The sequence below is a fragment of the Aquisalinus flavus genome, assembly GCF_014640095.1.
Taxonomy (GTDB): Bacteria; Pseudomonadota; Alphaproteobacteria; order Caulobacterales; family Parvularculaceae; genus Aquisalinus; species Aquisalinus flavus.
In genome coordinates, this window is record NZ_BMGH01000001.1 from 2,921,943 (window position 1) to 2,945,352 (window position 23,410).

Genomic DNA, 23,410 nt, shown 5'->3' on the forward strand with positions numbered 1-23,410 from the left:
CAACAGGTCAGCCCGGCAGTCGTTCCCTTGTTCCTGATCCTGCCTCCTCGCCTGTCCCCGCCCGGGTCTGCGCGACGATGGCATCCCTGTCGGCAAGCCGTTGCTCGATGACGGGGACCATGCCTGCCACGAAAGCCTGTACCTCCCGGTCCCCGGCAATGGCCGGCCATTCCACAGACCACGAGGACAATGGCTTGCCATCGACAGGCGGGAAGAACGGCCTGTCCGCCAGACCGGGAAAACACCCGCGATAGTCTTCGAGCAGGCTGGCGGCATCGGGCCAGTCGATGATCCCGCCGTCCGTGAGCGTGCAGTCCCCGATCTCGCGGATACGGAAGGCGAGATCCCGGTCGATCGCATTGCCCGGCAGGGTGAAAGGCACATCCACCAGCCTGTCCTCGAGAACGGCGTGAAAATTATCGTTCTGTGGCAAGCCCATATGCGCCGACAGGACGCCGTTGAGGAGGCGGACGGTTTCAATAGCGGCTCGATCGGGCGTGCGGTGCCGCCATTCTGCCGAAGCCAGCAGTGTCGTGCGCAAGGCATCGTCGAAACCCATCACCCGCATGACGGCATTGAGAACGCCGCCCGGTTTCTTCGACGCCCAGTCATAGGAAATCGCCCGCACCTGGCATTTGCCGCTGCCGAGTGCCCGGGCGAGGGGAAGGTCGAGACGGTGATCGATATGATCGCCTTGCAGGGCTGCGGTGACATACTGGCCCAGGGTCTGGCTGTCGCGGCGGCGGACATACTGGGCCCAGCGCGATGGCATGTAGGTCGCCCAGTGGCGCAGGGTGAAAAGATACAGGACCTTGTAGCCATGCAACGCATCGGTCAGTCGCCGGAAACTGTCCTCGGAAAATGTCGACACGCTCTCCAGCGAGAACAGGATGGTTTCCGCGCCCTGCCGGCAGGCCGTCTCGAGGGTTTCCCTCAAGGCCGTTTCGGTCCAGTCCGCGCGCTTGACGTTGAGCAGTGGCGCAGCGTCTGCCACCCCGTTCCCGGGATACCAGATCTTATGGTGCGCGAGGACCTCGCGCCGGTCTGCGAGCATTTTCTGCAGTGACGACGTGCCGGTCTTGTGCATACCGGCATGAATGATGATTTTCGGCCGCACACCCATACCCGATCTGGTCCTCCTTGCCTGTTCCTGCATACAACACCGCCGGGACCCGCTCCACCCGGCTGGCGCCGGAACCGCCAGGCGGATGAAAAACGCTGCAAAGTCAAAGGCCTTGCTTGCCAGAAGGTTTCCGGTGTCTAAACTGTCTCCAGCATCAGATGGGAGCTTTCGGAACGATGACAGGTTTATTCGACTTGCGCATGTTGGGCGGGATTGCCGCCTGTATCGCCATCGCCGCCTGTGGAGGCGGCAATGAAGAGGACAAGGGGACAAGCGACACCGGTGAGGCGTCGTCGATGCTGACCAATCCCTATCCGTCGACCTATGAGCCTTATCCCTCCCAGCCGACACTGATTACCGGCGCGACGATCTATACCGGCACCGGCGCCAAGATCGAGAACGGGTCGATCTTCATGCGCGACGGCAGGATCGAGGCGGTCGGCCCGGCCGGCGAGATCGATGCGCCCAAGGGCGACATCGTCACCATTGACGGGTCAGGCATGTTCGTCACGCCGGGCATTATCGACAATCACTCCCATCTCGGCGTCTATCCATCGCCCGGTTTCAGCTCCACGTCTGACGGCAATGAAGCGACGTCGCCGAACACCGCCAATGTCTGGGCCGAGCATTCGGTCTGGCCGCAGGATCCGGGCTTCACCCGCGCTCTGGCTGGCGGCATCACCTCGCTTCAGATTCTGCCGGGCTCTGCGAATCTGTTCGGCGGACGCGCGGTGACGCTGAAAAACGTGCCGGCCCGCACCGTACAGGAAATGAAGTTTCCCGATGCCCCCTATGGTATGAAAATGGCCTGCGGTGAAAACCCCAAGCGGGTCTATTCCAGTTCCGGTCCGGCGACCCGCATGGGCAATATGGCAGGATACCGTGCCGCCTGGATCGATGCCCAGGCCTACAAGAAGAAATGGGACGACTATCTCGACGATCCGGAAGGCAAGGACGCGCCGGAGAGAAACCTCAAGAATGAAACGCTCGCCGGAGCGCTGGCAGGCGACATCCTTGTCAACATGCATTGTTACCGCGCTGACGAAATGGCCCAGATCCTCGACCTGTCGAAAGAATTCGGCTACGAGGTGACCGCCTTCCATCACGCCATCGAGGGGTACAAACTTGCCGACAAACTGGCCGAGAACGACATCTGCGCGTCAGTCTGGGCCGACTGGTGGGGGTTCAAGCTGGAAGCCTATGACGCGGTACCGGAAAACGCGGCACTTATCCACGCCCAGCCGGGTGGGTGTACGATCATCCATTCGGACTCGGAGATGGGGATACAGCGCCTGAACCAGGAGACGGCAAAAGCGATGGCGGATGGCAACAATCTCGGTCTCAACATCGCACCGGAAGAGGCGATCACCTGGATCACGGCAAATCCGGCGAGGGCCATGGGCATTCTCGAGGATACCGGCACGCTGGAAGCCGGCAAGATGGCCGATGTCGTGCTGTGGGACGGCGATCCGTTCTCCGTTTACACGAAAACCGACAAGGTTTTCATAGACGGCGCCTTGTTGTTCGACCGTCGCGATCCCGAGATCAGCCCGCGGACCGATTTCGAAATCGGCCAACTGGATAACACGACAACCGGAGGGGCAGGACAATGAGCATGCTTGCTGACATGAAAAAGCTGTTTGCCGCAACCGCCAGCGTCCTTTGTGTCGCAGCGGTTATGACCGGCGTGGCGAAGGCCGAGCCGATCGCCATCATCAATGCCGAGATCCACCTCGCCGGTCCGGCGGAGAATCCGCGCACGATCCGCAGCGGCTCGATCATCATCAATGATGGCCGCATCGTTGCGGTGGGCGCGAATGTCACCCCGCCAGGCGATGAATTCCGCATCATCGACGCCGGCGGAATGCCGGTAACACCAGGCCTGTTCGCGCCGGTCTCGGCCCTCGGGATCGAGGAAATCGGCGGCAATGACGAAGGCAATGATCGCCGCGCCGACAGCGATTTCCCGCTGTCTGCCTCGTTGAATGCGGAGGACGCGCTCAACACGTCGAGCTCGATCATTCCGATCAATGCCGCTGGCGGCGTGACGCGCGCCTATACGACACCGGATCCGGGCGGCAAGCTGTTTGGCGGGTGCGGTATGGTCATCGACCTGTCGGGCAGTATCGACCCGGTGACCAGGTCCTGTGTCGCGCAGATGGTCGCCATGGGACAAGCCGGGGCGAATCGCGCCGGTGATACCAAGGCCGGGGCGATTGCCCTCCTGCGGTATTACCTCAACGAGGCGAAGCGCTATTCGCAGGCACCTGAAGATTACCGCTACATGACGAATGTCAGCGAGCTGACGATACCGGATCTGGAGGCGCTCGTCCCCTATGTGAATGGCGAGAAGCCGCTGCTGGTCGAAGTCGAGAGCGCGCCGGATATCCGCCGCCTGATCGAGATGCAGCGGGAATTCGGCCTCGATCTCGTGCTGCTGTCAGCCCGCGAGGCGTGGATGGTTGCCGAGGAGCTGGCGCTTGCCGATATCCCGGTCATCATCAACCCGCTCGATAATCTGCCCGCGCGGTTCGAGGCAATGGGCGCAACGCTGAGCAATGCCGCCCGCCTGCAGGAAAAGGGAGTACGCGTCGCTTTCTTCGACTCGGATATCGGGTACACGCACAATCTGCGCGCGATGACCCAGCTCGCCGGCAATGCCGTTGCCTATGGCATGAGCCGTGAGGACGCACTTGCCGCGATCACGCTGAACCCGGCAATCATCTGGGGGCTGGAAGCAGAGCTTGGCACGATCCAGGCCGGCAAGACGGCCGATATCGTGATCTGGGATGGTGACCCTCTCGAGCTGACCTCGCGTCCGACAACGGTGATCATCGCCGGCGAGGAAGTCGACCGCACCACGCGCCAGAGCCTGCTGGCCCGGCGCTATCTCGACCTGTCTCGCAAGGACCTGCCGGTCGCCTATCAGGGGGAGTAAGCCTTCAGGGCAAGGCCGGGGGCAGGCTATTTCTTCTCGAGAAGCAGCTTGCCCTCGCGTTCGACCTTGCCGGTAATCGTCTCGGCGAGGGAGGCGAGCAGGCCTGGCAATGTCGCCACGATCCGGACATGGGCCGGGAAGACGTCGATTTCGCCGGTGATCGTCTGGCCCAGCCCCTTGGCGATGAAGGACAGTTTGTCGTCTTCCCAGCTCTCGGTGAACTTGAATATCATACCGCCGGTCATGGCGCCTTTCAGCTTGGCAAAGCCTTCCTCGATGCGGCGCCGGGCTTCTTCCTTGCCGAGATCGTGGGATAGCGTGATGGTGACGGGACGAGCCATGATAATTCCTCCGTTTCGCCTTCATATAGGGGGGCGGCCGCGACTTTTGCAGTATCCGGCATGATGTTTCGGCAGGGGCCGCCGGGTGACCCCGCACCGCCCATGCCATCACTGTGGTGGCAGGACCTGCTCGCCCAGCGCATCCTCGCCTTGCGCCCGGGTGTCCGCCACGGCGGTGTCGCCGGTGTCCTCAATGATGAAAGGCGGCTGTTCCGGGTTCGGAATGTTGTTCGTCAGTATATCGTCATATTCCCGGATCCGGCGGACATAGTGCACCGGCTCGTACCCACGGGCATAGCCGTGAGGCACGGTCGAATAGTACTGGCTCTTGGTCAGCAGCGGCAGCATGTCATCGATGACCCGCCATTTGTTCTTGTCCTGGCCCCGCCGGTCGGCGAGGCGGCGCGCGTCGAGGAGGTGACCATAGCCGACATTATAGGCAGCCATCGCCATCCACAGCCGGTCATACCCTGTCACTGCGTCAGGCAGGCGGTTGTAGAGTCGGTCCATGTAGTCGGCGCCGCCATAAATGCTCTGGACCGGATCAAGCCGGTTTTCCACGCCCAGCTCGCGGGCAGTCGGAAGCGTCAGCATCATCAGGCCGCGCACGCCTGTCGGGCTTCTCGCCTCGGGGTCCCAGTGAGATTCCTGATAGCCCTGGGCCGCAAGTAACGTCCAGTCGAGATTCCCCATGTCGGCCGCGTCGCGGAAATAATCTTCATAATCCGGCAGCCGCGTATCAATCCTCTTACGGAACGTTGTAATGTTCAAATAGTCAAAGTCGTCAAGATGGCCGAAGAACCGCTCGTCAAAATCTTCCAGCGTGCCGTCTTCATGCAATGACTGCATCCAGCCGGGAAGGAATTCCTGCAGGATCTCTGCCTCTGGCGCGATCAGCCAGGCAAGCTGCCGGTCTTCCTCACCGAGCGGAAAGGCAATGGCAAGGTCCGGATAGTCGAGACGGGCGAGTGCAATAATGTGGGATTCGGCAAGCGTGCAGTCGATGGTCCCGCGGCTGACCTCTGTCAGCAAGGGCATGGCTGAGGTCACATCGCGGCGCTGCCAGAACGCCTGCTCTGCGCCACTCAGCTCGAACAAGAGTTCTTCGCCGCCCGATCCCTCGGTAACGGCAAACGAGACATTCTTAAGATCGTCCATTCCGGTTGGCAGGGAGCTGCCGCGCTTGCAGACTATCTGCGGCGTCACGGCCTTGTAGGCGGGCCCGTTAGCGGCTTGGGTGCCGGTCCGCTCGCGCCCGGTCAGGCCAGCGGCGGCAATATGGCCCTCATTGTTGTCAATTGCCTGCGTCAGGGCGCCGAGACTGTCATGGATTTCATAGCGTACGTCGAGACCCAGATCGTCCCCCAAGCGGCTGGTGAGGGCGTACTCATAGCCTGTGACCTGACCGTCGCGCTCGCGATAGGTCGCGGGTCCCCGGACGGTCAGAACGATCAGTTCAGATGCGTTCCCGGCACCAATGTCTGCCCTGTCGCCGTCTCTGTCATCGTCATTGCCAAAAAGGAAAAAGCCAAGCGCGAGCGCGCCTGCGAGTAACGCTACGGCGATAAACCAGACAGACTTGCCTGCGATGATTGGTCGATGTCCTTGCGTATCTGCCATCCTGTCCTGACAACACTGTGCCGGAGTTAAGGTTCGCCGGCGTTCCCGGCACTGACGCCGTGCGGATTGACCGGCGTCGGGTGTGATTTTACCCTTTTCTAATCTTTCATCATTACTTTGCGCCTACTGGAAAGTGTGCTTTTTCAGGTGAAATGTCTGTGAGTTGGGAGAGGTCTTTGACCTTGTTGTTCCGTCATCTGAAAAACTTCATGTGGCCGCCGGTGGAGGGCGATGATCACCTCAGCGCGGCGCGCAAGCGACTGCTGATCATCATGTCTGTCAGTGTCCTGCTTGCCGGCAATATCTCGAATGTCCTCGCCATCGAAGATGTTCTCAAACGTAATACAGCGATCAGTACCTTCATTCTGATCGCGCCGTTTCTGTTCGTCATTCCACCCCTCATCCTGCGCCGAAAAGGGGCCAGCACCACGGCGACGGCACATCTGTTCCTCACCCTTTTCACCTTTGCCAGCGCTCTCTCGGCCTATACCGGCGGCGGCTTCTTTTCCCTCGGGACATTCTATCTCGCCGCCGTGCCGCCGATCGCGGTCCTGGCCATCGGACTGCGCGCCGGGCTCAGCTATCTTGCCGGGGTGTGCCTGCTGTATGGCTGCTTCTACTTCCTCCGCGACAGCCTCGCGCCCTACGACAACAATATCCAGCCAGAGGTTTTCCTGTACTGGAATTTCGTCGGGCTCAGCATCCTCGTCCTGGGCATCACCCTGTCGACCCTCGTCTATCATTACGGCATGGCGGCCGCGACCAGCAGCCTGAGCCAGTCGCGCCAGGAGGCCCATTCCGGCAGCCGTGCCAAGACGGAATTCCTCGCCAATATGAGCCATGAAATCCGCACACCACTCAATGGCGTCCTCGGCATGGCGCAGGCGCTGCAGAGCCGCCCCTTGGGGAGCGAGGAGCGGTCAATGGTCGATACGATCCAGGATTCCGGCAATACGCTGCTTGCCATTCTCAATGACGTGCTTGACCTGTCCAAGATCGAGGCCGGGCGCACGCTGCTATCCCCGTCCGACGAGAATTTGCACACGATTTTCCAGCGCACGCACGAGCTGTTCATGCCCCTGGCGCGCGAAAAGGGCCTGAAACTGGTCCTGAAGCTCCATCCCGATGTCCCCGAATGGGTCCATGTCGATGCGATCCGTATACGCCAGTGTATTTCCAATCTCGTCTCGAACGCGGTCAAGTTCACCGAGAAGGGCGGGGTTTCCGTCAAGGTTCTCGCCAAGCCGATGAAGGGGCGCGGCCAGGGCCACTTCATCACGGTCAGCGTGACCGATACCGGCATCGGTATCGAGGAAGAGAAGCTGGCGGGCCTGTTCCAGGCTTTCGCCCAGGCCGATGCGTCGATCTCGCGGCGCTATGGCGGCACCGGCCTTGGCCTGACGGTCGCGCGAAACCTGTCGCAGCAAATGGGTGGCGACATCACAGTGGAATCGACGCCCCGCGTCGGCTCCCGCTTCGTCTTCACCTTTTTTGCCGAGCCCGCCGAGCAGAAACATGCCGCAGAACCGGACCCGACCGTCGCGGCAACGCGCGATCGCATTGACGGGGTCCGCGTGCTCGTGGTCGACGATCAGGCAGTCAACCGCAAGGTCGCCCGGATCTTCCTGGAGGAGGCCGGCGCCATTGTCACCGAGGCGGAAAATGGCCGCGAGGCGCTAGAAGTGCTCGAAACCGACCATGTCGACATCATGCTGCTTGACGTGCACATGCCGGTCATGGACGGGATCGAGACGATCAAGCGTCTGCGTTCCGATACCCTTTCCGGCAAGGCCATGCCGGTGATTGCGCTCACCGCCGATGCGATGAGCGGCGCCGCCAACCGTCTTTTCGCTGTCGGCATGGACGGATATCTGTCCAAGCCGGTCGATCGCGTCGAAATGGTCCGTTCGATCCGCCGCGTCCTCAGCACGAGACGCGCCTCGGCAAAGACGCGCAAATCTGCTTGAGCCTGCCTGCCGTCCGCCGCTTTTGCTAGCCATGCGCCCGTGACGATCTATGTTTCCTGTCAACGGTAACGGGAGACGCACTATGACCGGAAAAAAACCAGGATCTTCAGCAACCAACCCGCCGGGACCGTCCCGCCGCGCGTTCCTGAAAGGCGCCGCGGGTGGCGCAATGGCTGCGCCGTTGATTGCGGGCACCGCGGCGGCGGAGGTGATCCGCTCCAATGGCGTCCAGCCTGCCGGCACCGTCCTGCCAGACCGGGCTGTCGGCCGGCCCTTCCCGGCAGGGTTCTCCTTCCCGGAACAGGCTGTAACCATCCCCAATGATGGCCGGCGCGTCGGCTATGCCGTCGTCGGTCTCGGGTCGTTTGCGCTGAACCAGATGATCCCGGCGCTGATGGGCACCGATCATTGCCAGCTTACCGCTGTCGTCACCGGCAATCCGGAAAAAGGTGCCGGCATCGCCCGCACCTACGGCCTGCCGCAAGATGCCATCTATTCCTATGAGCGGTTCGACGAAATCGCCAATGATGACCGGGTCGATGTCGTCTATATCGTCCTGCCGACGGGCCTGCACGCGGAATGGACGAAGAAGGCCTTCGCCGCGGGCAAGCATGTGCTGGTCGAGAAATGCATGGCGACATCGCCGGCCGAATGCGAGGAGATGATCGCCGCCTCCGAGGCCGCGAACAGGAAGTTGATGGTCGCCTATCGCGTCCATTTCGAGCCCTACAACATGAAGGCGAAAGAGCTGATCCGCGGCGGCGAGATCGGCATGCCGCGCATGTTGCACACGACCAATCACCGCGTCGCCGACCTGTCCCGTCCGAGCGATGTCTGGCGGCTCGACCGGTCACTGGCAGGGGGCGGGGCGCTGCCGGATTATGGCATCTACGGGCTCAACGGGATGCAATACTTCCTCGGCGAGCAGCCGGTCGAGGTCTCCGCCCGGATCACGACGCCTGCGGATGATCCCCGCTTCCTCGAGGTCGAGGATCACGTGTCGGCGCTCCTGACGTTTCCGTCCGGCGCCATGGGCAATCTGTCGACGAGCTACAATACCGAGAACTCGAACACGATCGAGGTATACGGAACGCAAGGCCGCGTCTCCATGGATCCGGCGACCTTTTATGGCGGCAATACGCTGACCCTGCGTCAAGGCCGCTCGACGGACCGGCTCGATCCCGGCGACAGCAGCGTGCAGTTCGCGGCACAGCTTGATCACATGGCCAGCGCGGTGCTGGAAGATACGCCGATCCTGACACCGGGCGAGATGGGCCTGCGCGACTGCCGCATCATCGAGGCGATCTACACCTCCGCCAGGGAGGGCCGTCCGGTGAAACTCAGCCCCGACGCAACCATGATGGAGTAACCCCATGAAAGCGATGAAGCTCGACGCCTATGACGGCAAGGCGCCGTTCGAGGCATTCGACAAGCCTGACGCAGAGCCTGGCCCGAACGAGGTCGCGATCATTGTCGAAGCGTCGAGCGTCAATCCGGTTGACCTGAAGATCCGTCAGGGTGCGGCGCCGGTCGGGCCGGATGCGCCGCGGGTGCTTGGCTGCGATGTTGCGGGCGAGATCGCCGCTGTCGGCGAGGCCGTGAAGGGCTTCAGGAAAGGCGAGGCGGTCTATGGCTGCGCCGGTGGGGTGAAGGGACGCGATGGTGCGTATTCGCAGCGCATGGTCTGCGATGCCCGCCTCGTCGCCCACAAGCCGGAGAGCCTCTCCTGCCGCGAGGCGGCGGCGTTGCCGCTTGTCGCGATCACGGCATGGGAGGCACTGGTGGACAGGGCGAAAGTCCAGCCCGGTGAGCGCGTGCTGGTTCATGGCGGTGCCGGCGGCGTTGGCCATATTGGCGTCCAGCTCGCCCGCGCCATGGGCGCGATCGTGCATACCACCGTCTCCTCGAAGGAGAAGGCGGCTATCGCCTATGATCTGGGGGCGGAACGAGCGATCAATTACAGGGAAAAGTCCGTAAACGACTATATCGACGAGGAAACCGGTGGTGAAGGCTATGACGTCGTGTTCGATACGATCGGCGGCCCGCACCTGGAAAAATCCCTGCAGGCGGTGAAAGTCAACGGACGCATCGTGACGACGGTCGGTGGCGGTGCCTCTCCCGATCTCGGCCCGCTGCATATGAAGAACGCCCGTCTCGACGTGGTGCTGATGCTGATCCCGATGCTGTACGATCAGGATCTCGACCTGCATGGCCGGATCCTGACACGCCTCGCGCGGATGATCGAGAGCGGCTCCATCAAGCCGCTGATCGACGAGCGCCGATTCGGGCTGGAAGATGTCGGCGCCGCCCATGAGTACCTCGATTCAGGCGATGCCATCGGCAAGATCGTCATCGATATCGGCGAGAACGCCGATGCCAGGCCGTTCCCGCCATTACGGTGAGGCGGGGTCGAAGAGGGGGCGCTTGACCGCCTTATCGCGGCAACGGTAGCGTCACCAGAGACAGGCGAGGACAGGACGGCAAGGGCAGGATGAAGACGCTTATCCATTTGGCTTTGGCTATTGTGGCTGTTGCAGCCCTTGTCGCTGCCCCGGGGGCCAAGGCGCAGGATGACGCGCCGGTTGAGCTGACCGCCGAGGAGGATCATCGCCGCATGCTCGACCTGCTCGGGCTGGAGGCGCTGCGCCCCGGTCGCAACGGCATGGACCCGGAAGCTGACAACTATGCCAATTACGACGAGGCGACATCCAATCCGTACCCGGACTTGCCGCCGCTCATGATCACCGACGCTGGCGATACGGTCACGACGCCTGCGATATGGGAAGATGTACGGCGGCCCGAACTGATCGATCTCTTCAGCAGCGAAATCTACGGCTACGCGCCGGAGGCCACGCCATCGGTCACATGGGAAGTGGTATCCGAGCACGAGGAGATGGTGGCCGGCGTGCCGGCGATTATCCGCGACTATGCCGGGCGCGTCGACAACCGTGCCTGGCCGGCAATCGACGTCACGATCGACATGACCCTGACACTTCCGGCGGACGCAGACGGCCCGGTGCCTGCCATCGTCAGCTTCGTTTTCCGTTTTCCAGCGGACTTCCAGCCGCCAGCCGGATGGGAGCCGCCCAGCCCGTCCGCGACGGAACGAATCCTCTCGCGCGGCTGGGCCCATGCCGAACTCGTGCCGACAACGGTGCAGGCCGACAATGGCGCCGGGTTGACGAGCGGCATCATCGGCCTCGTCAACAAGGGCCAGCCGCGTGACGCTGACGACTGGGGCGCGCTCAGGGCCTGGGCCTGGGGCGCGAGCCGGGTGCTCGATGCGTTCGAGACGATGGACGAGATCGACGCGAGCCGCGTCGCCATTGAGGGTCTGTCACGCTATGGCAAGGCGGCGCTCGTCACCATGGCCTATGACGAGCGTTTCGCCGCCGCCTTTTCCGGGTCATCCGGCGAAGCGGGGGCCTCGCTCTATCGCCGTGACAATGGCGAGGTGCTGGAAAATGTCGCCTCCTCCGGCGAGTATCACTGGATGGCCGGGAACTTCCTGAGATACGCCGCCGATCCGCTCGGCTGGGACGATCTGCCAATCGATGCCCATTCGCTGGTCGCCCTGTCTGCCCCACGCCCGCTTTTCGTCGGTACCGGCAAGGCGGAAGAGGGCGATGCCTGGGTCGATCCGGTTGGTATCTTCATGGCGACGAAGGCGGCGAGCCCGGCCTGGGAGCTCTACGGCGCTGGCTCGATGCCCGATATCGATTTCCCGGGCGAGAAGGTCGAGGTCGGCGAGGGCGCCATCGTCTTCCGCCAGCAGGAGGGCGGCCATTCCAACCATCTCAACTGGGAGAGTTTTCTCGACTTTGCCGAGCGGGAATGGATCGCTCGCTGACTATCAGGTCAGCTGCGGGCCGCCGCGGGTCTTAACATAGGACATTGTGTCCTCTGTTGCCGGTGGTAAGGTGTCAGGCTGATGGCGTCTTGCCAGAGCTTGGGGGAGTGCCATGCCAATCATCGAAGATCTTCTGGACCGGATTGGACTGTCGAACGACAAGATCCTCGTTTCTGCCCTTGAACAGCTTGGCGAAGGCGTCATCGTCGCCGACGCCAATGGCCGGCTTGTCTTCATCAATGCGGCTGCGGCGCGGATCCATGATGTAAAGCAGCTCGATGTCGAGCCGGATGACTATTCCGACGCCTATCACCTTCTGACGAGCGAGGGCGAGCCGCACCCGCCCCATGACCTGCCGCTTGCCCGCGCCGTGGCAAACGGCGAGACGGTCGAGGACGCCCACTGGAAGATACGCCGCCCTGACGGCGCTCTCGTCGATGCCGTTGGCACGGCCCGTCCTATTCGTGATGAAGAAGGCAAACAGGTCGGCTCGGTCCTGACCATGTCTGACAGGACGCAGGAGATGGAGACCCGGCGCGAACTCGATGCAGCGCTGAAGGCCAAGGACGCGCTGCTCTACGAGGTCAATCACCGTGTAAAGAACAATCTGGCGCTGGTCTCGGCGCTGCTGCGGCTGCAGGCTCAGTCCGTTGACGACGAGCTTGCCAAAAAGGCGATCCAGGACCTCGCCGGCCGGATCGGCGTGCTGGAAGAGTTTCACCGCAGCCTGTACCAGACCGGCGGCCATAACGAGATCGATATCGTCGCCTTCCTGTCGGAGAACATGACCGACAGCCTGAAGGCGATGACGATGGAAAACCGGATTGCGATCAAGGTGCGGACATCGGGCCGCGCCATTTTCCAGATCGACCGGGCCGTGCCCCTCGTTCTTGCGCTGAATGAAATGCTGCTGAATTCGATCAAGCACGCCTTTGCCAACACCGAAAATCCCGAGATTGCCCTCGACATCAAGGCCGACGGCGAACAGCTGAGCATCATTTATGCGGATAATGGTTGCGGGCTGGGTGACGTCGACGCCGGCAGCAAGGCGAAGGGCATCGGCCGCGCCCTCATAGCCAATTTGTCGAGCCAGCTGGACGCGACCATGGAAACCCTCACTGACGCGCAAGGTTTCCGCGTCAGGATCGACCTGCCGCTGGACTGATTACTCTGCGGTCAGTGCCTGCGAGAAGAAGGGCAGCACCTTGTCGCGGAACTGTTCGGACACGCGGTTGACGTGATCGCCTTCATAGATCTCGAAGTCATGCTCGATGCCGTTGAGGGTCAGCCATTCATTCATCTTCTTCGCCCCGGGCAGCAGCCAGTCCTCGTCGCCGATGTCGATCGCGATCGCCTCGTAGCTATCGAGCGCGGCGCGGTACTGGTCCGCCATGGCCAGAGGGGCGTTGGCTGTCCAGCGGGCGACCGGATCGGTCACGGCGTCATCGCCCGGCAAATCGAAATAGAAGGGCGGGTTTTCCGGGTTCGGCGACCAGGCGGCGGCGGAGGCAAGCGTCGCCCGCTCGAAAAAGCCAAGCTCTAGCGTGTCGGCGGGGTCGTCATAGCCCCTGAGTTTTTCCAGCATGGCCGGATCTACGCCGCGCGACGGCTCCAGGCAGCACGGGCTCATCGCATAGAGCGCGGCGAAGACATCGGGACGCTTCATGCCGATGCGCAGCGTGCCATAGCCGCCCATGGAATGGCCGGCGAGGCCGCGGGCGTCCCGTGTCGCAACCGTGCGATAATTTGCGTCGACATAAGAGACAACATCCTCGGCGATATAGCTCTCCCAGTCGCCGACGGTGACGGAGGCTGTGTACATCGAGCCGTTGTGAAGGGTCTGGGCGTCGGGCATGACGACGATCATCTCCTGCGCGCCCCCGGCGAAAGCGCTGGCGACGGCGTCGGTGCGGGCGAGATCGGCGCGGAAGGCCTCGTTATTGGCCGAATAGCCGTGGAGGGCGTAGACGACCGGGTAGCGCCGGTCTTCGTCGGTCGCGTAACTCGGCGGCAGGTAGACGATGATGTCGCGGGTCGCGTCATTGCCTTCGAGGTTTCCCTCGAGCGACGGGCCGGGGATCAGCACCTGTTCGACGGAGACGCCCTGCGCCGCGACAGGGCTTGCCATCGCAGCTATGGCGACGCCGGCGGCCGTCATTGCGCCAACGGCCTTGCGGGTGATCGTGCTTATCGTGATTGTCATTATTTTCTCGCCGTGTGATTTTTCCTGATTTAACCGCCTTGCCTGCTTGGCGGCAAGCATTGGTTGGCGCCGGCACGCCTGACACCGTCAAGCTTGCGCCCTTTAATGCCTTGCGGTGCCCGCGATAATCGGCTAACACCCGCCAACCCTTGCTGGACGGTGCCCCGGCAGGCGGTCTTTGTTTACCGGCACTCGGAGAAAAGCAATGTCGATTACTGCTGAGCGCAAATCTGCGCTGATCAAGGATTATGCCCGCGAAGAGGGCGACACAGGCTCCCCGGAAGTACAGGTCGCCATCCTGACCGAGCGGATCCAGAACCTGACCGAACATTTCAAGGACCACAAGAAGGACAACCACTCCCGCCGTGGCCTTCTGAAGATGGTTTCCCAGCGCCGCCGGCTGCTGGACTATGTCAAAAAGATTGACGAGGGGCGCTACCAGTCCCTGATCGAACGGCTTGGCCTGCGCCGCTAAAGCAGGTAAACCGGAAAGCGGGCCTTATGGGCCCGCTTTTGTTATGTGGCCAGGCGTGCAGCAAGGGTGCTGACGCCCGCCACACGTACACAAGGACGCGTGCAATCCGGTACTCGTCCGAATTGAAAGAAACTCTCATGTTTACAATTACGAAGAAGACGATTGAGTGGGCCGGCAAGGAGCTGACCCTCGAGACGGGCCGTATTGCCCGGCAGGCCGACGGCGCGGTTCTCGCGACCTATGGCGACACCAGCGTGCTGGCCACAGTGGTCGGCAAGCGCGAAACCAAGCCGGGGCAGGATTTCTTCCCGCTGACCGTCAACTATCAGGAAAAAACATTTGCCGCCGGTCGTATTCCTGGCGGTTATTTCAAGCGTGAAGGCCGTCCGACAGAGAAAGAGACGCTGACCTCGCGCCTGATCGACCGTCCGATCCGCCCGCTCTTTGCACCGGGCTTCAAGAACGAGGTACAGGTCGTCTGTACCGTGATGAGCCACGACCTGGAGAATGATCCCGATGTCGTTGCCATGATTGCCGCTTCTGCCGCGCTGACCATTTCCGGCCTGCCCTTCATGGGCCCGATCGGTGCTGCCCGCGTCGCCTACAAGGATGGCGACTACATCATCAACCCGACCCTCGCCGAGATGGAAGAGACCGAGCTCGATCTCGTCATGGCCGGTACGGCCGACGCAGTGATGATGGTCGAATCTGAAGCGAAAGAGCTGTCGGAAGAAATCATGCTCGGCGCGGTCGTCGCCGGTCACGGTGCGGCCAAGGAAGCCGTCGACTTCATCATCTCCTTCGCCGAGAAATGCGCGAAAGAGCCGTGGGATTATACGCCTGCGGATTATTCCGAGCATATGGGCAGGATCCGCGAGCTGGCAGAAGCCGGCCTGCGCGATGCCTATGGCGAGCGCCAGAAGCAGGCCCGTGTCGAGAAAATCGGCGCAGTGAAAGACAGGGTCTATGCCGAGCTGTGCAACGAGGAAGACGAGAAAGCCCTCGACAAAACGATGGTCGGCTCGTTGCTGAAATCGCTGGAAAGCGACATCGTTCGTAACGGTATCCTCGACACTGGCGAGCGGATCGACGGGCGTGACACGAAAACCGTCCGCCAGATCGAGTCCGAAGTCAGCATCCTGCCGCGGACCCACGGTTCTGCCCTGTTCACCCGCGGTGAGACGCAGGCGATCGTCGTTGCCACGCTCGGCACCGGCGAGGACATGCAATATATCGACGCGCTGGCCGGGACATATCAGGAAAGCTTCCTGCTGCATTACAACTTCCCGCCATACTCCGTCGGCGAGACCGGCCGCATGGGCTCCCCGGGCCGCCGCGAGATCGGTCACGGCAAACTTGCCTGGCGGGCGCTGCGCGCCGTTCTTCCGTCCCAGGAAGAATTTCCCTACACGCTCCGCCTGGTCTCCGAAATCACGGAATCCAACGGCTCGTCCTCGATGGCGACCGTCTGTGGCTCGTCCCTTGCGATGATGGATGCCGGCGTGCCGATCAAGCGCGCCGTCGCCGGTATCGCCATGGGTCTTATCCTCGAAGGCGAACGCTTCGCCGTTCTGTCCGACATTCTTGGCGATGAAGATCACCTCGGCGACATGGACTTCAAGGTCGCCGGTACGGATCAGGGCGTCACCTCGCTGCAAATGGACATCAAGATCGCCGGCATCACCCGCGAGATCATGGAAACCGCTCTTGCCCAGGCAAAAGACGGCCGCATGCACATTCTCGGCGAGATGGGCAAGGCGATCGGCGAGTCCCGCGGCGAACTGGGCGAATATGCCCCGCGCATCGAGACAATGCAGATTCCGACCGACAAGATCCGTGAAGTGATCGGCACCGGCGGCAAGGTGATCCGCGAGATCGTCGAGAAAACCGGCGCCAAGATCAATATTGATGATGACGGCCTGATCAAGATTGCTTCTTCCGAGAAGGAACAGATCGATGCCGCCATCAAGTGGATCAAGTCGATCACGGACGAACCGGAAATCGGCGAAATCTACAAGGGCAAGGTCGTCAAGACGATGGACTTCGGCGCCTTCGTCAACTTCTTCGGGGCCCGCGACGGTCTGGTGCATATTTCGCAGCTCGCTGCGGAGCGTATCGACAAGACCTCCGATGTCGTCAAGGAAGGCGACGAGGTCTATGTCAAACTTCTGGGCTTCGACGATCGCGGCAAGGTCAAGCTGTCGATGAAAGTCGTGGACCAGGAAACCGGTGAACTGGTGCCGGGCATGGAAGACGAGGATGACACCGGCGGCGGCGGCGGCGGTGACCGTCCGCGCCGTGCGCGCCGTGCGCGCCGCGACGACTAGGCGCGTCCGAAGCCAATTGAATTGAGAAACCGCCCGGTGCAATGCCGGGCGGTTTTTCTTTATGTGCCGAGCCCCTTGGCGCAAGCCGCCGACTGGCCTAGGTTACCCGACTTACATGCAAGGGGATTTTGACCATGGTCACCACAGTAACGCACCGTTTTGTCCTGATGATGGGCGCCGCCGCCTTCGCACTAACCGCCTGCGGCGGTGACGACACTGCCGGCACCCCCGCCGAAACGACGCCAGCGGCTGCGCAGTCCGACCAGGTCGTCCAGAAGACCCAATCCGACCTTTTCATGGAGATGGCCGAGCGCCACGCGGCGCGCTACCTGAAATCCAATCCCGAACAGGCGACCAGCCTTGGTGTCGAGACCGCTGTTGCCGGGCGCGCCTATAACGCCATGTTCGGCGAATACGGGTATGCCGCAAATCAGGACGCTATCGGCATGAACGAGCGCTTCCTCGAACAGCTGCGCCGGTTCGATCGCGCCGATCTCGACGGCACGGCGCTCGTCACCTATGACGTGCTCGAGAATGCCTACGAGATGGCGGCCGAGCGCAATGGCTATGATTTTGGCAATGCGGCGGTGATGGTCTCAAACGGGCCATATGTCCTCAACCAGCTCGTCGGTCCGCATATCAGCATCCCGCAGATGATGCTGACCGAGCAGCCGCTGGAAAGCGCCTCTGACATAGAGGATTACCTCACCCGCCTTGGCAAGTTTGGCATCGTGTTCGAGGCTGTCGGCGATGCCCTCGTCGCCGATGCCAATGCCGGGGTCGTTCCGCCAATCTTTGCGCTCGAGAAAATCGCGATTACCGCTAACGGCTTCATCGATGTTCCGCCAGCGGAGCACCCGCTCGTTACCCGCGTTGAAGGCGCGGTTGCCGGGATCGACACGATGAGCGAGGAAGCCCGGACCGATGCCATCGCGCAAGCGGCGGAGGTGGTCGAGACCGTTGTTTATCCGGCCTATACCCGGCTTGGCGAAACGGTCACGTCGTTGATCGACCAGTCCAATGACGATGCCGGCATCTGGCGGATCCAGCAGGGCGAGGATTTCTATCAGCATGCGCTGAACAGCTTCGGAGGCAATGGCATGACCGCAGACGAGGTCCATCAGCTGGGTCTCGACGAGGTCGCCCGCATTGAGGCGGCGATGGATGAGATCCTTGTTGGTATGGGTCTGACCGAGGGTTCTGTCGGCGAGCGCTTCGCGTCTATCGCTGACGACCCTGCCATGGTCTATCCGAATACGGATGAGGGCCGCGAGGAATTGCTGATCGAACTGAAAGCGCAGACCGACGCCATCATGACGATTGCGCCCGACTGGTTCGGCACCCTCCCGCCACAGGACATGGTCGTGCGGCGCATTCCGGTTTATGAGCAGGACTCCGCGCCCGGTGGCTATTACACCGCACCGTCGCTCGACGGCTCGCGCCCCGGCATCTACTGGATCAATCTGAAGGATACCGCAGACTGGCCGAAACAGACGCTGAAGACGCTGACCTATCATGAAGCGGTGCCGGGCCATCATTTCCAGGTCGCCCTGCAAATGGACATCGACAACTTCCCGCTCATCCGCAACACGTTCTTCTACTCTGAATTCGGCGAGGGCTGGGCGCTTTATGCCGAAGAACTTGCCGCTGAAATGGGTATGTATGAGGATGATCCCCTGGGCGATCTCGGGCGGTTGCAGTCGGAGCTTTTCCGTGCCGTGCGTCTCGTCGTCGATACCGGGCTGCACGCCAAGCAATGGACCCGTGAGGAAGCGATCGACTATATGGTCGCGACCCTGGGCGACACCGAAGCGGCAGTGACGCGCGAAGTCGAACGCTACGCGGTCTGGCCGGGGCAGGCGACCTCCTACAAGCTCGGCATGCTGAAAATCCAGGCGCTGCGCGAAAAGGCAGAGGCGGAACTGGGCGAGGATTTCGACATCCGAACCTTCCACGACGCCATTCTGCTGGACGGCGCCGTGCCGCTGCCGGTGCTGGAACGCAAAATCAACACCTGGATAGAGACGCAGAAAGGCTGAGCCTTCCTGCGTCTCTACCTGCCCTTTGCGTGCAAGCGTACAGGGGGACAGGTGTTGGAATCAGCTATGGGTGTTGTGCAGGTGGACAATCAGGGCAGAGATGAAATGGGCACCGATATCGGCGCCTGACTGCCACGCCTTTCGGCAGGTAATCACGATCTCGTCCTCGGTGAACTCGAGGTCGAAGCGCGGCGGCACATATTCAGGCCTGTCGAGGACAATCCTCGCGCCGCCCGGCGACGTGTTTGTGATAGTACACGGATGCGAACAGCCATCATTGATGATGAGCCGCCCTTTTATCTCGGTATCGAGCCTCTTAAAGGCACGTCGGCAAGCCTCGCTTGTCGCAAGACTTTCATATTTCAATCCAGGCATGTGGCGCATCCTCTTACAGCCTACGACACTCTCCCGCCCTTGGAGATTACACCTTCGCTAATATTCTCTAATTTTATGTTACGGTTCCCAGCCCCGTTGGCTGAATCAACCTCCCCGAGGCGAACGAAGCTGGCAAGTGGCGTGTTGCCCTGGCGCAATAGTGACCAGCAAACACATATTTATCTGCCATTCCCCGCAATTTCGCCCTCAATGGCTGGTACGGTTATAGCAACGCTCGGAGTAGCCATGTTCTTATTGCCGAAAAAAAGAAAACCGGATGTCCATTCGCGGCTGGAAGAAATTCTTCATACGGCCAGCCATGGCATCGGCATCGTTCTTGGTATCGTCGCGCTCGTGTTTCTCGCCATCCGGGCCGCACGCCAGGGCGGCGCGCTCGAAGTGACCGCGGTGATGATCTTTGCTGCCAGCATCATTCTGCTTTATCTCGCCTCGACGATTTATCACTGCTCCTGCGCGCTGCGGGCCCGGGTGCAGCATTTCCTCGAGGCTCTCGACCATTCCGCCATCTATGTGAAGATCGCCGGCAGCTATACGCCGTTTGCCCTGCTGGCCCTGTCGCCGCGCACGGGGATTTCCCTTCTCGTCTTCGTCTGGGTCGCGGCCGCCATCGGGATCGGACTGAAGATTGCCGGACACTTCATGACTGATTTGCGCAAATATGACTGGATATCGCTGGCGAGCTATCTTGGGCTCGGCTGGGTCGCCATCTTTGTCGTGCACGAATTATGGGTGAACCTGCCGACCGCAGGGTTCATCTGGCTGGTCGCGGGTGGTCTCAGCTTTACGGTCGGGGCGTTTTTCTATGCGTGGAAATCGCGCGCCTATACCCACACCATCTTCCATGTCTTCGTGCTGGGCGGCAGTATCTGCCATTTTATCGCCGTCTATGGCTATGTCCTCGGCCGGGACCTGCCGAAAGGCGGCTTCGCCTGACCGGCAATCTCCCTATAGCGTTTCCCGGTGAAGTGGAAACCGGTTCACCGTCAGGAAACGCGACAAACAAGGAGTCTGGGTCGTTTCAGCGTTTCCACAGAATGCTGAAACGATCTAGCCGAAATACCGGCCCGGCCGGTGATTGGCCGACAGCACGAACGAGAACACGACTGCGACGAGGACCGACAGCGCGACCTTGTCCGCCGGGATGATCAACAGGGCGATCGCGGCGATGACCAGGTCGGTGACCAGATGCACATGCCCGGCCCTCGCGATCCCCCGATCCTGCAAATAGCTCGACATGATCGTCAGCCCGCCGACTCCCGAGCGGTGACGGAACAGGGCGACGATCCCCACCCCGTTCAACACGCCGCCTGCCAGGGCAGCAAAGACCGGGTTGATGCTGTCGATGACAAGATAGCGCGAGATCACAGCCGTCAGGCCGGAGACAAGGAAGATCGTCACCAGCGTCGCGCCTGTAAAGCGCACCCCCATGCGCCACAGCGCCAGGGCAAAGAACGGCAGGTTCAGGACCAGGAACGCAATCTCGAAGCGTATCGGCGATGCATAGTCGATCAGCAGCGCGACGCCGGCAACACCGCCGGTCAGGATCGTCGCCTCGCGGAACAGGCTGATCGCCAGCGCCAGCAGCAGCGCGCCGATCAGGATACCCTGCAGGTCATCGATGACTGAGTGTCTGGCACCCGGCGGCAGGTCGAGCCGGTTGGCGCGGTCCCGTTTCGCTTTTCCGCTGGCTGGTTCGCCGCTATCCGTTTCCGAGTCCGTCACCTGCCGGGTTTATTCCCCGCCCCTGATGGCATCTTCTTCGGGCATGCCGACAATATGGAAGCCGGCATCGACATGGTGCGTCTCGCCGGTACAGCTCTTGCCGAGATCGGACAGCAGATAGAGCGCGGCGCCGGCCACGCCGACCGGGTCGGTGTCCTCGCGCAGCGGTGCCCAGGCGCGGCCCTCGGACAGCAGCGAGCGCGCTCCGGCAATGCCGCCCAGCGACAGGGTCTTGATCGCGCCGGCGGAGATGGCGTTGACACGGATGCCTTCCTTGCCGAGATCACGGGCGATATAGCGGGTCGCCGCTTCCAGCGCCGCCTTGGCGACGCCCATCATGTTGTAGTTCGGGATGACCCGCTCCGACCCGAGATAGGTCAGCGTGATCATCGAACCGCCGGGGTTCATGATCTTCGAGGCCCGGTTGGCGGCATCGACGAAGGAGAAGGCGGAGACATCCATGGCGCGGGCAAAGACTTCCCGGCTCGTGTTCGCGACGAAGGATCCCTTCAGCGCTTCCTTGTCGGCAAAGGCGATGGCGTGGACCAGGAAGTCGATCTTGCCCCATTTGTCCTCGATGGTCTTGAAGGCCTCGTCCATGGAGGTATCGTCGGTGACGTCGCAAGGGATGATGACCTCCGCGCCGAGGCTTTCGGCCAGCGGGCGCACCCTGCGCTCCAGCCCTTCGCCGACATAGGTAAAGGCCATCTCCGCGCCCTGGGCGTGGAGCTGCTGGGCAATGGCCCAGGCGATGGAATTCTTGTTCGCGACACCCATGACGAGGCCGCGCTTGCCTTTCATCAGGTCACCGGTCGGGAATGTCTGGCTGTCTTCGCTCATCGGGCAGGCCTTTCATCGTTGTTTTTCGGGCTTGTCGGTTGTGGTGCCCAGATAAACCGGCTTTTCCCGTCCAGCGCAAGCCGGGCGGCATGATTTTGCGATTTCAGGGAAGAGGCCGCTTTAACGCGCTGCAGCAATCGCCTAGCATGGACTTGAGCGACGGTAGCGGGGTGGGGCATGGCCGAGGAAAAATCCTATCATCACGGCAATCTGCGCGAGGCATTGCTGATGGCGGGGCTTGAACTGTTGCAGGAGCAGGGCGCATCCGGCTTCTCGCTGCGCGCCTGCGCCGCCCGGGCCGGGGTCTCCCATGCCGCGCCCGCCCATCATTTCGGGGACATGAAAACGCTGCTCAGCACGATCGCGGCCGGGGGCTATCTGACCCTGGCGCAGACGATGAACACGGCGCGCAAATCGGTCGGCACCGACGCCGCCCGTGCGATCGAGGCGATTGCCGCCGCCTATATCGGCTTTGCCATGGGCAATAGCGCGTTGTTCTCGCTGATGATGGATGGCGAGCGCACCGATGGCGCCAATGCCGACCTGCAGGGCGGCGTTGCCGCGCTGAAGGCCGAGATCGCCGCCGTTGCATCCCCGGCCTCGCGCAGGACCGGTCCCGCCGGGCCGCATACGCCAGCGCTGATGGAGACATTTCTGTGGTCGATGCTTCAGGGCCTGTCGCAGCTCGCTATTGCGGGCAGGCTGGAGGAGGGAGGCGCCGTCAGCCGGCAGGCCTCCGACCTCGTCAGGACCGTCAGCACCCTTATGTTAGAGGGCTGACGGTCGAATTCTCTCAGGCAGCGCCGTTGGGCTGCGGGGCCTCGGGGGCCTGCGGGTTCTCCAGATCGAGAACGATGTTCGTCGGCTGCGGCTGGATACCGCCGAGTTCCTTCTTGTCCTCATCGGTCCATGCCGCGATCAGGAACAGGCCTGCCTTGGCCGGATCTTCCTTGGTCGGCTCGAAGACCAGAAGGCCATTATTGTCGAGATAGAAAGAATGCTCGCCGAAGGTTTGCGACAATTGCACCGCAACCGGGTGATCCTCGGGGATCGGGTCGGCGCCAAGCGTTTGTTTGGCAGCTTCTGCCTGGGGTTCAGTCAGTTTCATGGCTTCGCTCATTCAAATAAGGGTTCGGAGCCAACAGGGCTCACTTCACAAACAATACCGGCCTGACAATAGCTGAAAGACAAGCATCACGAATGAGAGTGACCCTAACAAGGGCCGCGCTGCGATGCAAACCGGCCCTTGGCAGGAAATTCCAATAAATCTTATGCTTTGGTGAGGTTAGCCGGCGGTCTTCTTGGTCAAGGCCCAGCCGATAAAGGCAATGAGGCAGGCCGCGGCGGTGCCAGGGGCCAGCGCCAGCATGTATTGCTGCGACATGACCAGCGACATCGCGCCGATGGCCGTCGAGATCGTCGCCAGCAGTACGGCGAGAGAGGCGAGCATGATCATGTTGTTCGCTGGTGTCAGCGACGCGCGCCCGCTCTTTTCAACTTCGCGGATGAACCACGCATCGCCCTTGCCGGTTTGATCCTGATTGTTCATGGCGCGCCCGTTCTGTAAAA

The 23,410-nt window shown here is 61.8% G+C and carries 21 protein-coding genes; 12 read left to right on the forward strand and 9 right to left on the reverse strand.

Annotation, left to right across the window (positions count from 1 at the left end):
* Positions 1–7 precede the first annotated feature (7 nt).
* Positions 8–1,117 (reverse strand): hypothetical protein, encoded by a 1,110-nt coding sequence (locus tag IEV88_RS13460; protein ID WP_188157949.1) that lies wholly within the window; start codon positions 1,115–1,117, stop codon positions 8–10.
* 182 nt (positions 1,118–1,299) lie between these two features.
* Here IEV88_RS13460 and IEV88_RS13465 point away from each other — a divergent pair, with 182 nt between their 5' ends.
* Positions 1,300–2,736 (forward strand): amidohydrolase, encoded by a 1,437-nt coding sequence (locus tag IEV88_RS13465; protein ID WP_206711157.1) that lies wholly within the window; start codon positions 1,300–1,302, stop codon positions 2,734–2,736.
* Positions 2,733–4,061, forward strand: a complete 1,329-nt coding sequence (locus tag IEV88_RS13470; RefSeq protein WP_188157948.1) for an amidohydrolase family protein — start codon at positions 2,733–2,735, stop codon at positions 4,059–4,061. Before IEV88_RS13465 ends, IEV88_RS13470 begins: the two co-directional genes overlap by 4 nt.
* A gap of 26 nt (positions 4,062–4,087) precedes the next feature.
* Here IEV88_RS13470 and IEV88_RS13475 read toward each other — a convergent pair whose 3' ends face one another.
* Both IEV88_RS13475 and mltF read right to left on the reverse strand, forming a co-directional pair.
* On the reverse strand, positions 4,088–4,402 hold the full coding sequence (locus IEV88_RS13475) for a polyhydroxyalkanoic acid system family protein (protein WP_188157947.1): 315 nt from the start codon (positions 4,400–4,402) through the stop codon (positions 4,088–4,090).
* Positions 4,403–4,510: 108 nt separating this feature from the next.
* On the reverse strand, positions 4,511–6,022 hold the full coding sequence (gene mltF / locus IEV88_RS13480; RefSeq protein ID WP_188157946.1) for a membrane-bound lytic murein transglycosylase MltF: 1,512 nt from the start codon (positions 6,020–6,022) through the stop codon (positions 4,511–4,513).
* Positions 6,023–6,198: 176 nt separating this feature from the next.
* Between mltF and IEV88_RS13485 the strand changes: the two genes are divergently transcribed.
* From IEV88_RS13485 to IEV88_RS13505, 5 genes are all read left to right on the forward strand, one after another.
* Complete coding sequence (locus IEV88_RS13485; protein WP_188157945.1) at positions 6,199–7,989, forward strand: response regulator; 1,791 nt, start codon at positions 6,199–6,201, stop codon at positions 7,987–7,989.
* 169 nt (positions 7,990–8,158) lie between these two features.
* Entirely contained in the window at positions 8,159–9,358 is a 1,200-nt protein-coding gene (locus IEV88_RS13490; RefSeq protein WP_206711156.1) for a Gfo/Idh/MocA family protein, read from the forward strand.
* Positions 9,359–9,362: 4 nt separating this feature from the next.
* The gene (locus IEV88_RS13495) at positions 9,363–10,391 is read left to right on the forward strand and encodes a zinc-dependent alcohol dehydrogenase family protein (RefSeq protein ID WP_188157943.1); all 1,029 of its coding nucleotides are present in this window, start codon (positions 9,363–9,365) and stop codon (positions 10,389–10,391) included.
* Positions 10,392–10,513: 122 nt separating this feature from the next.
* A complete protein-coding gene (locus IEV88_RS13500; protein WP_206711155.1) occupies positions 10,514–11,839 on the forward strand; it encodes a glucuronyl esterase domain-containing protein in 1,326 nt (441 codons plus the stop codon).
* A gap of 112 nt (positions 11,840–11,951) precedes the next feature.
* Entirely contained in the window at positions 11,952–13,004 is a 1,053-nt protein-coding gene (locus IEV88_RS13505) for a sensor histidine kinase (protein WP_188157941.1), read from the forward strand.
* On the opposite strand, the gene IEV88_RS13510 is transcribed toward IEV88_RS13505, so the two are convergent.
* Positions 13,005–14,042, reverse strand: a complete 1,038-nt coding sequence (locus tag IEV88_RS13510; RefSeq protein WP_188157940.1) for an alpha/beta hydrolase — start codon at positions 14,040–14,042, stop codon at positions 13,005–13,007. It lies immediately after the preceding gene.
* A 205-nt stretch (positions 14,043–14,247) separates the two neighbouring features.
* On the opposite strand from IEV88_RS13510, the gene rpsO reads away from it, so the two are divergent.
* From rpsO to IEV88_RS13525, 3 genes are all read left to right on the forward strand, one after another.
* Positions 14,248–14,517: a 30S ribosomal protein S15 gene (gene rpsO / locus IEV88_RS13515; RefSeq protein ID WP_188157939.1), complete on the forward strand. Its 270-nt coding sequence runs from the start codon at positions 14,248–14,250 to the stop codon at positions 14,515–14,517.
* A 137-nt stretch (positions 14,518–14,654) separates the two neighbouring features.
* On the forward strand, positions 14,655–16,844 hold the full coding sequence (pnp, locus tag IEV88_RS13520; protein WP_188157938.1) for a polyribonucleotide nucleotidyltransferase: 2,190 nt from the start codon (positions 14,655–14,657) through the stop codon (positions 16,842–16,844).
* A gap of 134 nt (positions 16,845–16,978) precedes the next feature.
* Entirely contained in the window at positions 16,979–18,883 is a 1,905-nt protein-coding gene (locus IEV88_RS13525) for a DUF885 domain-containing protein (RefSeq protein WP_188157937.1), read from the forward strand.
* 60 nt (positions 18,884–18,943) lie between these two features.
* On the opposite strand, the gene IEV88_RS13530 is transcribed toward IEV88_RS13525, so the two are convergent.
* Positions 18,944–19,258, reverse strand: coding sequence for a PilZ domain-containing protein (locus IEV88_RS13530; RefSeq protein WP_188157936.1), 315 nt, complete (start codon positions 19,256–19,258; stop codon positions 18,944–18,946).
* Positions 19,259–19,504: 246 nt separating this feature from the next.
* On the opposite strand from IEV88_RS13530, the gene trhA reads away from it, so the two are divergent.
* Complete coding sequence (gene trhA / locus IEV88_RS13535) at positions 19,505–20,212, forward strand: PAQR family membrane homeostasis protein TrhA (protein ID WP_188157935.1); 708 nt, start codon at positions 19,505–19,507, stop codon at positions 20,210–20,212.
* A gap of 114 nt (positions 20,213–20,326) precedes the next feature.
* On the opposite strand, the gene IEV88_RS13540 is transcribed toward trhA, so the two are convergent.
* Together IEV88_RS13540 and IEV88_RS13545 are read right to left on the reverse strand one after the other, a co-directional pair.
* The gene (locus IEV88_RS13540; RefSeq protein WP_188157934.1) at positions 20,327–21,001 is read right to left on the reverse strand and encodes a YitT family protein; all 675 of its coding nucleotides are present in this window, start codon (positions 20,999–21,001) and stop codon (positions 20,327–20,329) included.
* Between the two features lie 9 nt (positions 21,002–21,010).
* Positions 21,011–21,841, reverse strand: coding sequence for an enoyl-ACP reductase FabI (locus tag IEV88_RS13545; RefSeq protein ID WP_188157933.1), 831 nt, complete (start codon positions 21,839–21,841; stop codon positions 21,011–21,013).
* 177 nt (positions 21,842–22,018) lie between these two features.
* On the opposite strand from IEV88_RS13545, the gene IEV88_RS13550 reads away from it, so the two are divergent.
* Positions 22,019–22,621: a TetR/AcrR family transcriptional regulator gene (locus tag IEV88_RS13550; protein WP_188157932.1), complete on the forward strand. Its 603-nt coding sequence runs from the start codon at positions 22,019–22,021 to the stop codon at positions 22,619–22,621.
* A gap of 13 nt (positions 22,622–22,634) precedes the next feature.
* Here IEV88_RS13550 and IEV88_RS13555 read toward each other — a convergent pair whose 3' ends face one another.
* Positions 22,635–22,949 (reverse strand): hypothetical protein, encoded by a 315-nt coding sequence (locus tag IEV88_RS13555; RefSeq protein WP_188157931.1) that lies wholly within the window; start codon positions 22,947–22,949, stop codon positions 22,635–22,637.
* A 177-nt stretch (positions 22,950–23,126) separates the two neighbouring features.
* Positions 23,127–23,390: a hypothetical protein gene (locus IEV88_RS13560; RefSeq protein WP_188157930.1), complete on the reverse strand. Its 264-nt coding sequence runs from the start codon at positions 23,388–23,390 to the stop codon at positions 23,127–23,129.
* Between the last annotated feature and the right edge of the window lie 20 nt (positions 23,391–23,410).

Excerpts from the sequence above, each read along its gene's own strand:
- mltF (WP_188157946.1), bottom strand. The coding sequence starts at position 6,022 with ATGGCAGATACGCAAGGACATCGACCAATCATCGCAGGCAAGTCTGTC.
- IEV88_RS13560 (WP_188157930.1), bottom strand. The coding sequence starts at position 23,390 with ATGAACAATCAGGATCAAACCGGCAAGGGCGATGCGTGGTTCATCCGC.
- IEV88_RS13530 (WP_188157936.1), bottom strand. The coding sequence starts at position 19,258 with ATGCCTGGATTGAAATATGAAAGTCTTGCGACAAGCGAGGCTTGCCGA.
- IEV88_RS13495 (WP_188157943.1), top strand. The coding sequence starts at position 9,363 with ATGAAAGCGATGAAGCTCGACGCCTATGACGGCAAGGCGCCGTTCGAG.
- rpsO (WP_188157939.1), top strand. The coding sequence starts at position 14,248 with ATGTCGATTACTGCTGAGCGCAAATCTGCGCTGATCAAGGATTATGCC.
- IEV88_RS13525 (WP_188157937.1), top strand. The coding sequence starts at position 16,979 with ATGGTCACCACAGTAACGCACCGTTTTGTCCTGATGATGGGCGCCGCC.
- IEV88_RS13465 (WP_206711157.1), top strand. The coding sequence starts at position 1,300 with ATGACAGGTTTATTCGACTTGCGCATGTTGGGCGGGATTGCCGCCTGT.
- IEV88_RS13550 (WP_188157932.1), top strand. The coding sequence starts at position 22,019 with ATGGCCGAGGAAAAATCCTATCATCACGGCAATCTGCGCGAGGCATTG.
- pnp (WP_188157938.1), top strand. The coding sequence starts at position 14,655 with ATGTTTACAATTACGAAGAAGACGATTGAGTGGGCCGGCAAGGAGCTG.
- IEV88_RS13545 (WP_188157933.1), bottom strand. The coding sequence starts at position 21,841 with ATGAGCGAAGACAGCCAGACATTCCCGACCGGTGACCTGATGAAAGGC.
- IEV88_RS13505 (WP_188157941.1), top strand. The coding sequence starts at position 11,952 with ATGCCAATCATCGAAGATCTTCTGGACCGGATTGGACTGTCGAACGAC.
- IEV88_RS13475 (WP_188157947.1), bottom strand. The coding sequence starts at position 4,402 with ATGGCTCGTCCCGTCACCATCACGCTATCCCACGATCTCGGCAAGGAA.
- IEV88_RS13490 (WP_206711156.1), top strand. The coding sequence starts at position 8,159 with ATGGCTGCGCCGTTGATTGCGGGCACCGCGGCGGCGGAGGTGATCCGC.
- trhA (WP_188157935.1), top strand. The coding sequence starts at position 19,505 with ATGTTCTTATTGCCGAAAAAAAGAAAACCGGATGTCCATTCGCGGCTG.
- IEV88_RS13510 (WP_188157940.1), bottom strand. The coding sequence starts at position 14,042 with ATGACAATCACGATAAGCACGATCACCCGCAAGGCCGTTGGCGCAATG.
- IEV88_RS13470 (WP_188157948.1), top strand. The coding sequence starts at position 2,733 with ATGAGCATGCTTGCTGACATGAAAAAGCTGTTTGCCGCAACCGCCAGC.
- IEV88_RS13555 (WP_188157931.1), bottom strand. The coding sequence starts at position 22,949 with ATGAAACTGACTGAACCCCAGGCAGAAGCTGCCAAACAAACGCTTGGC.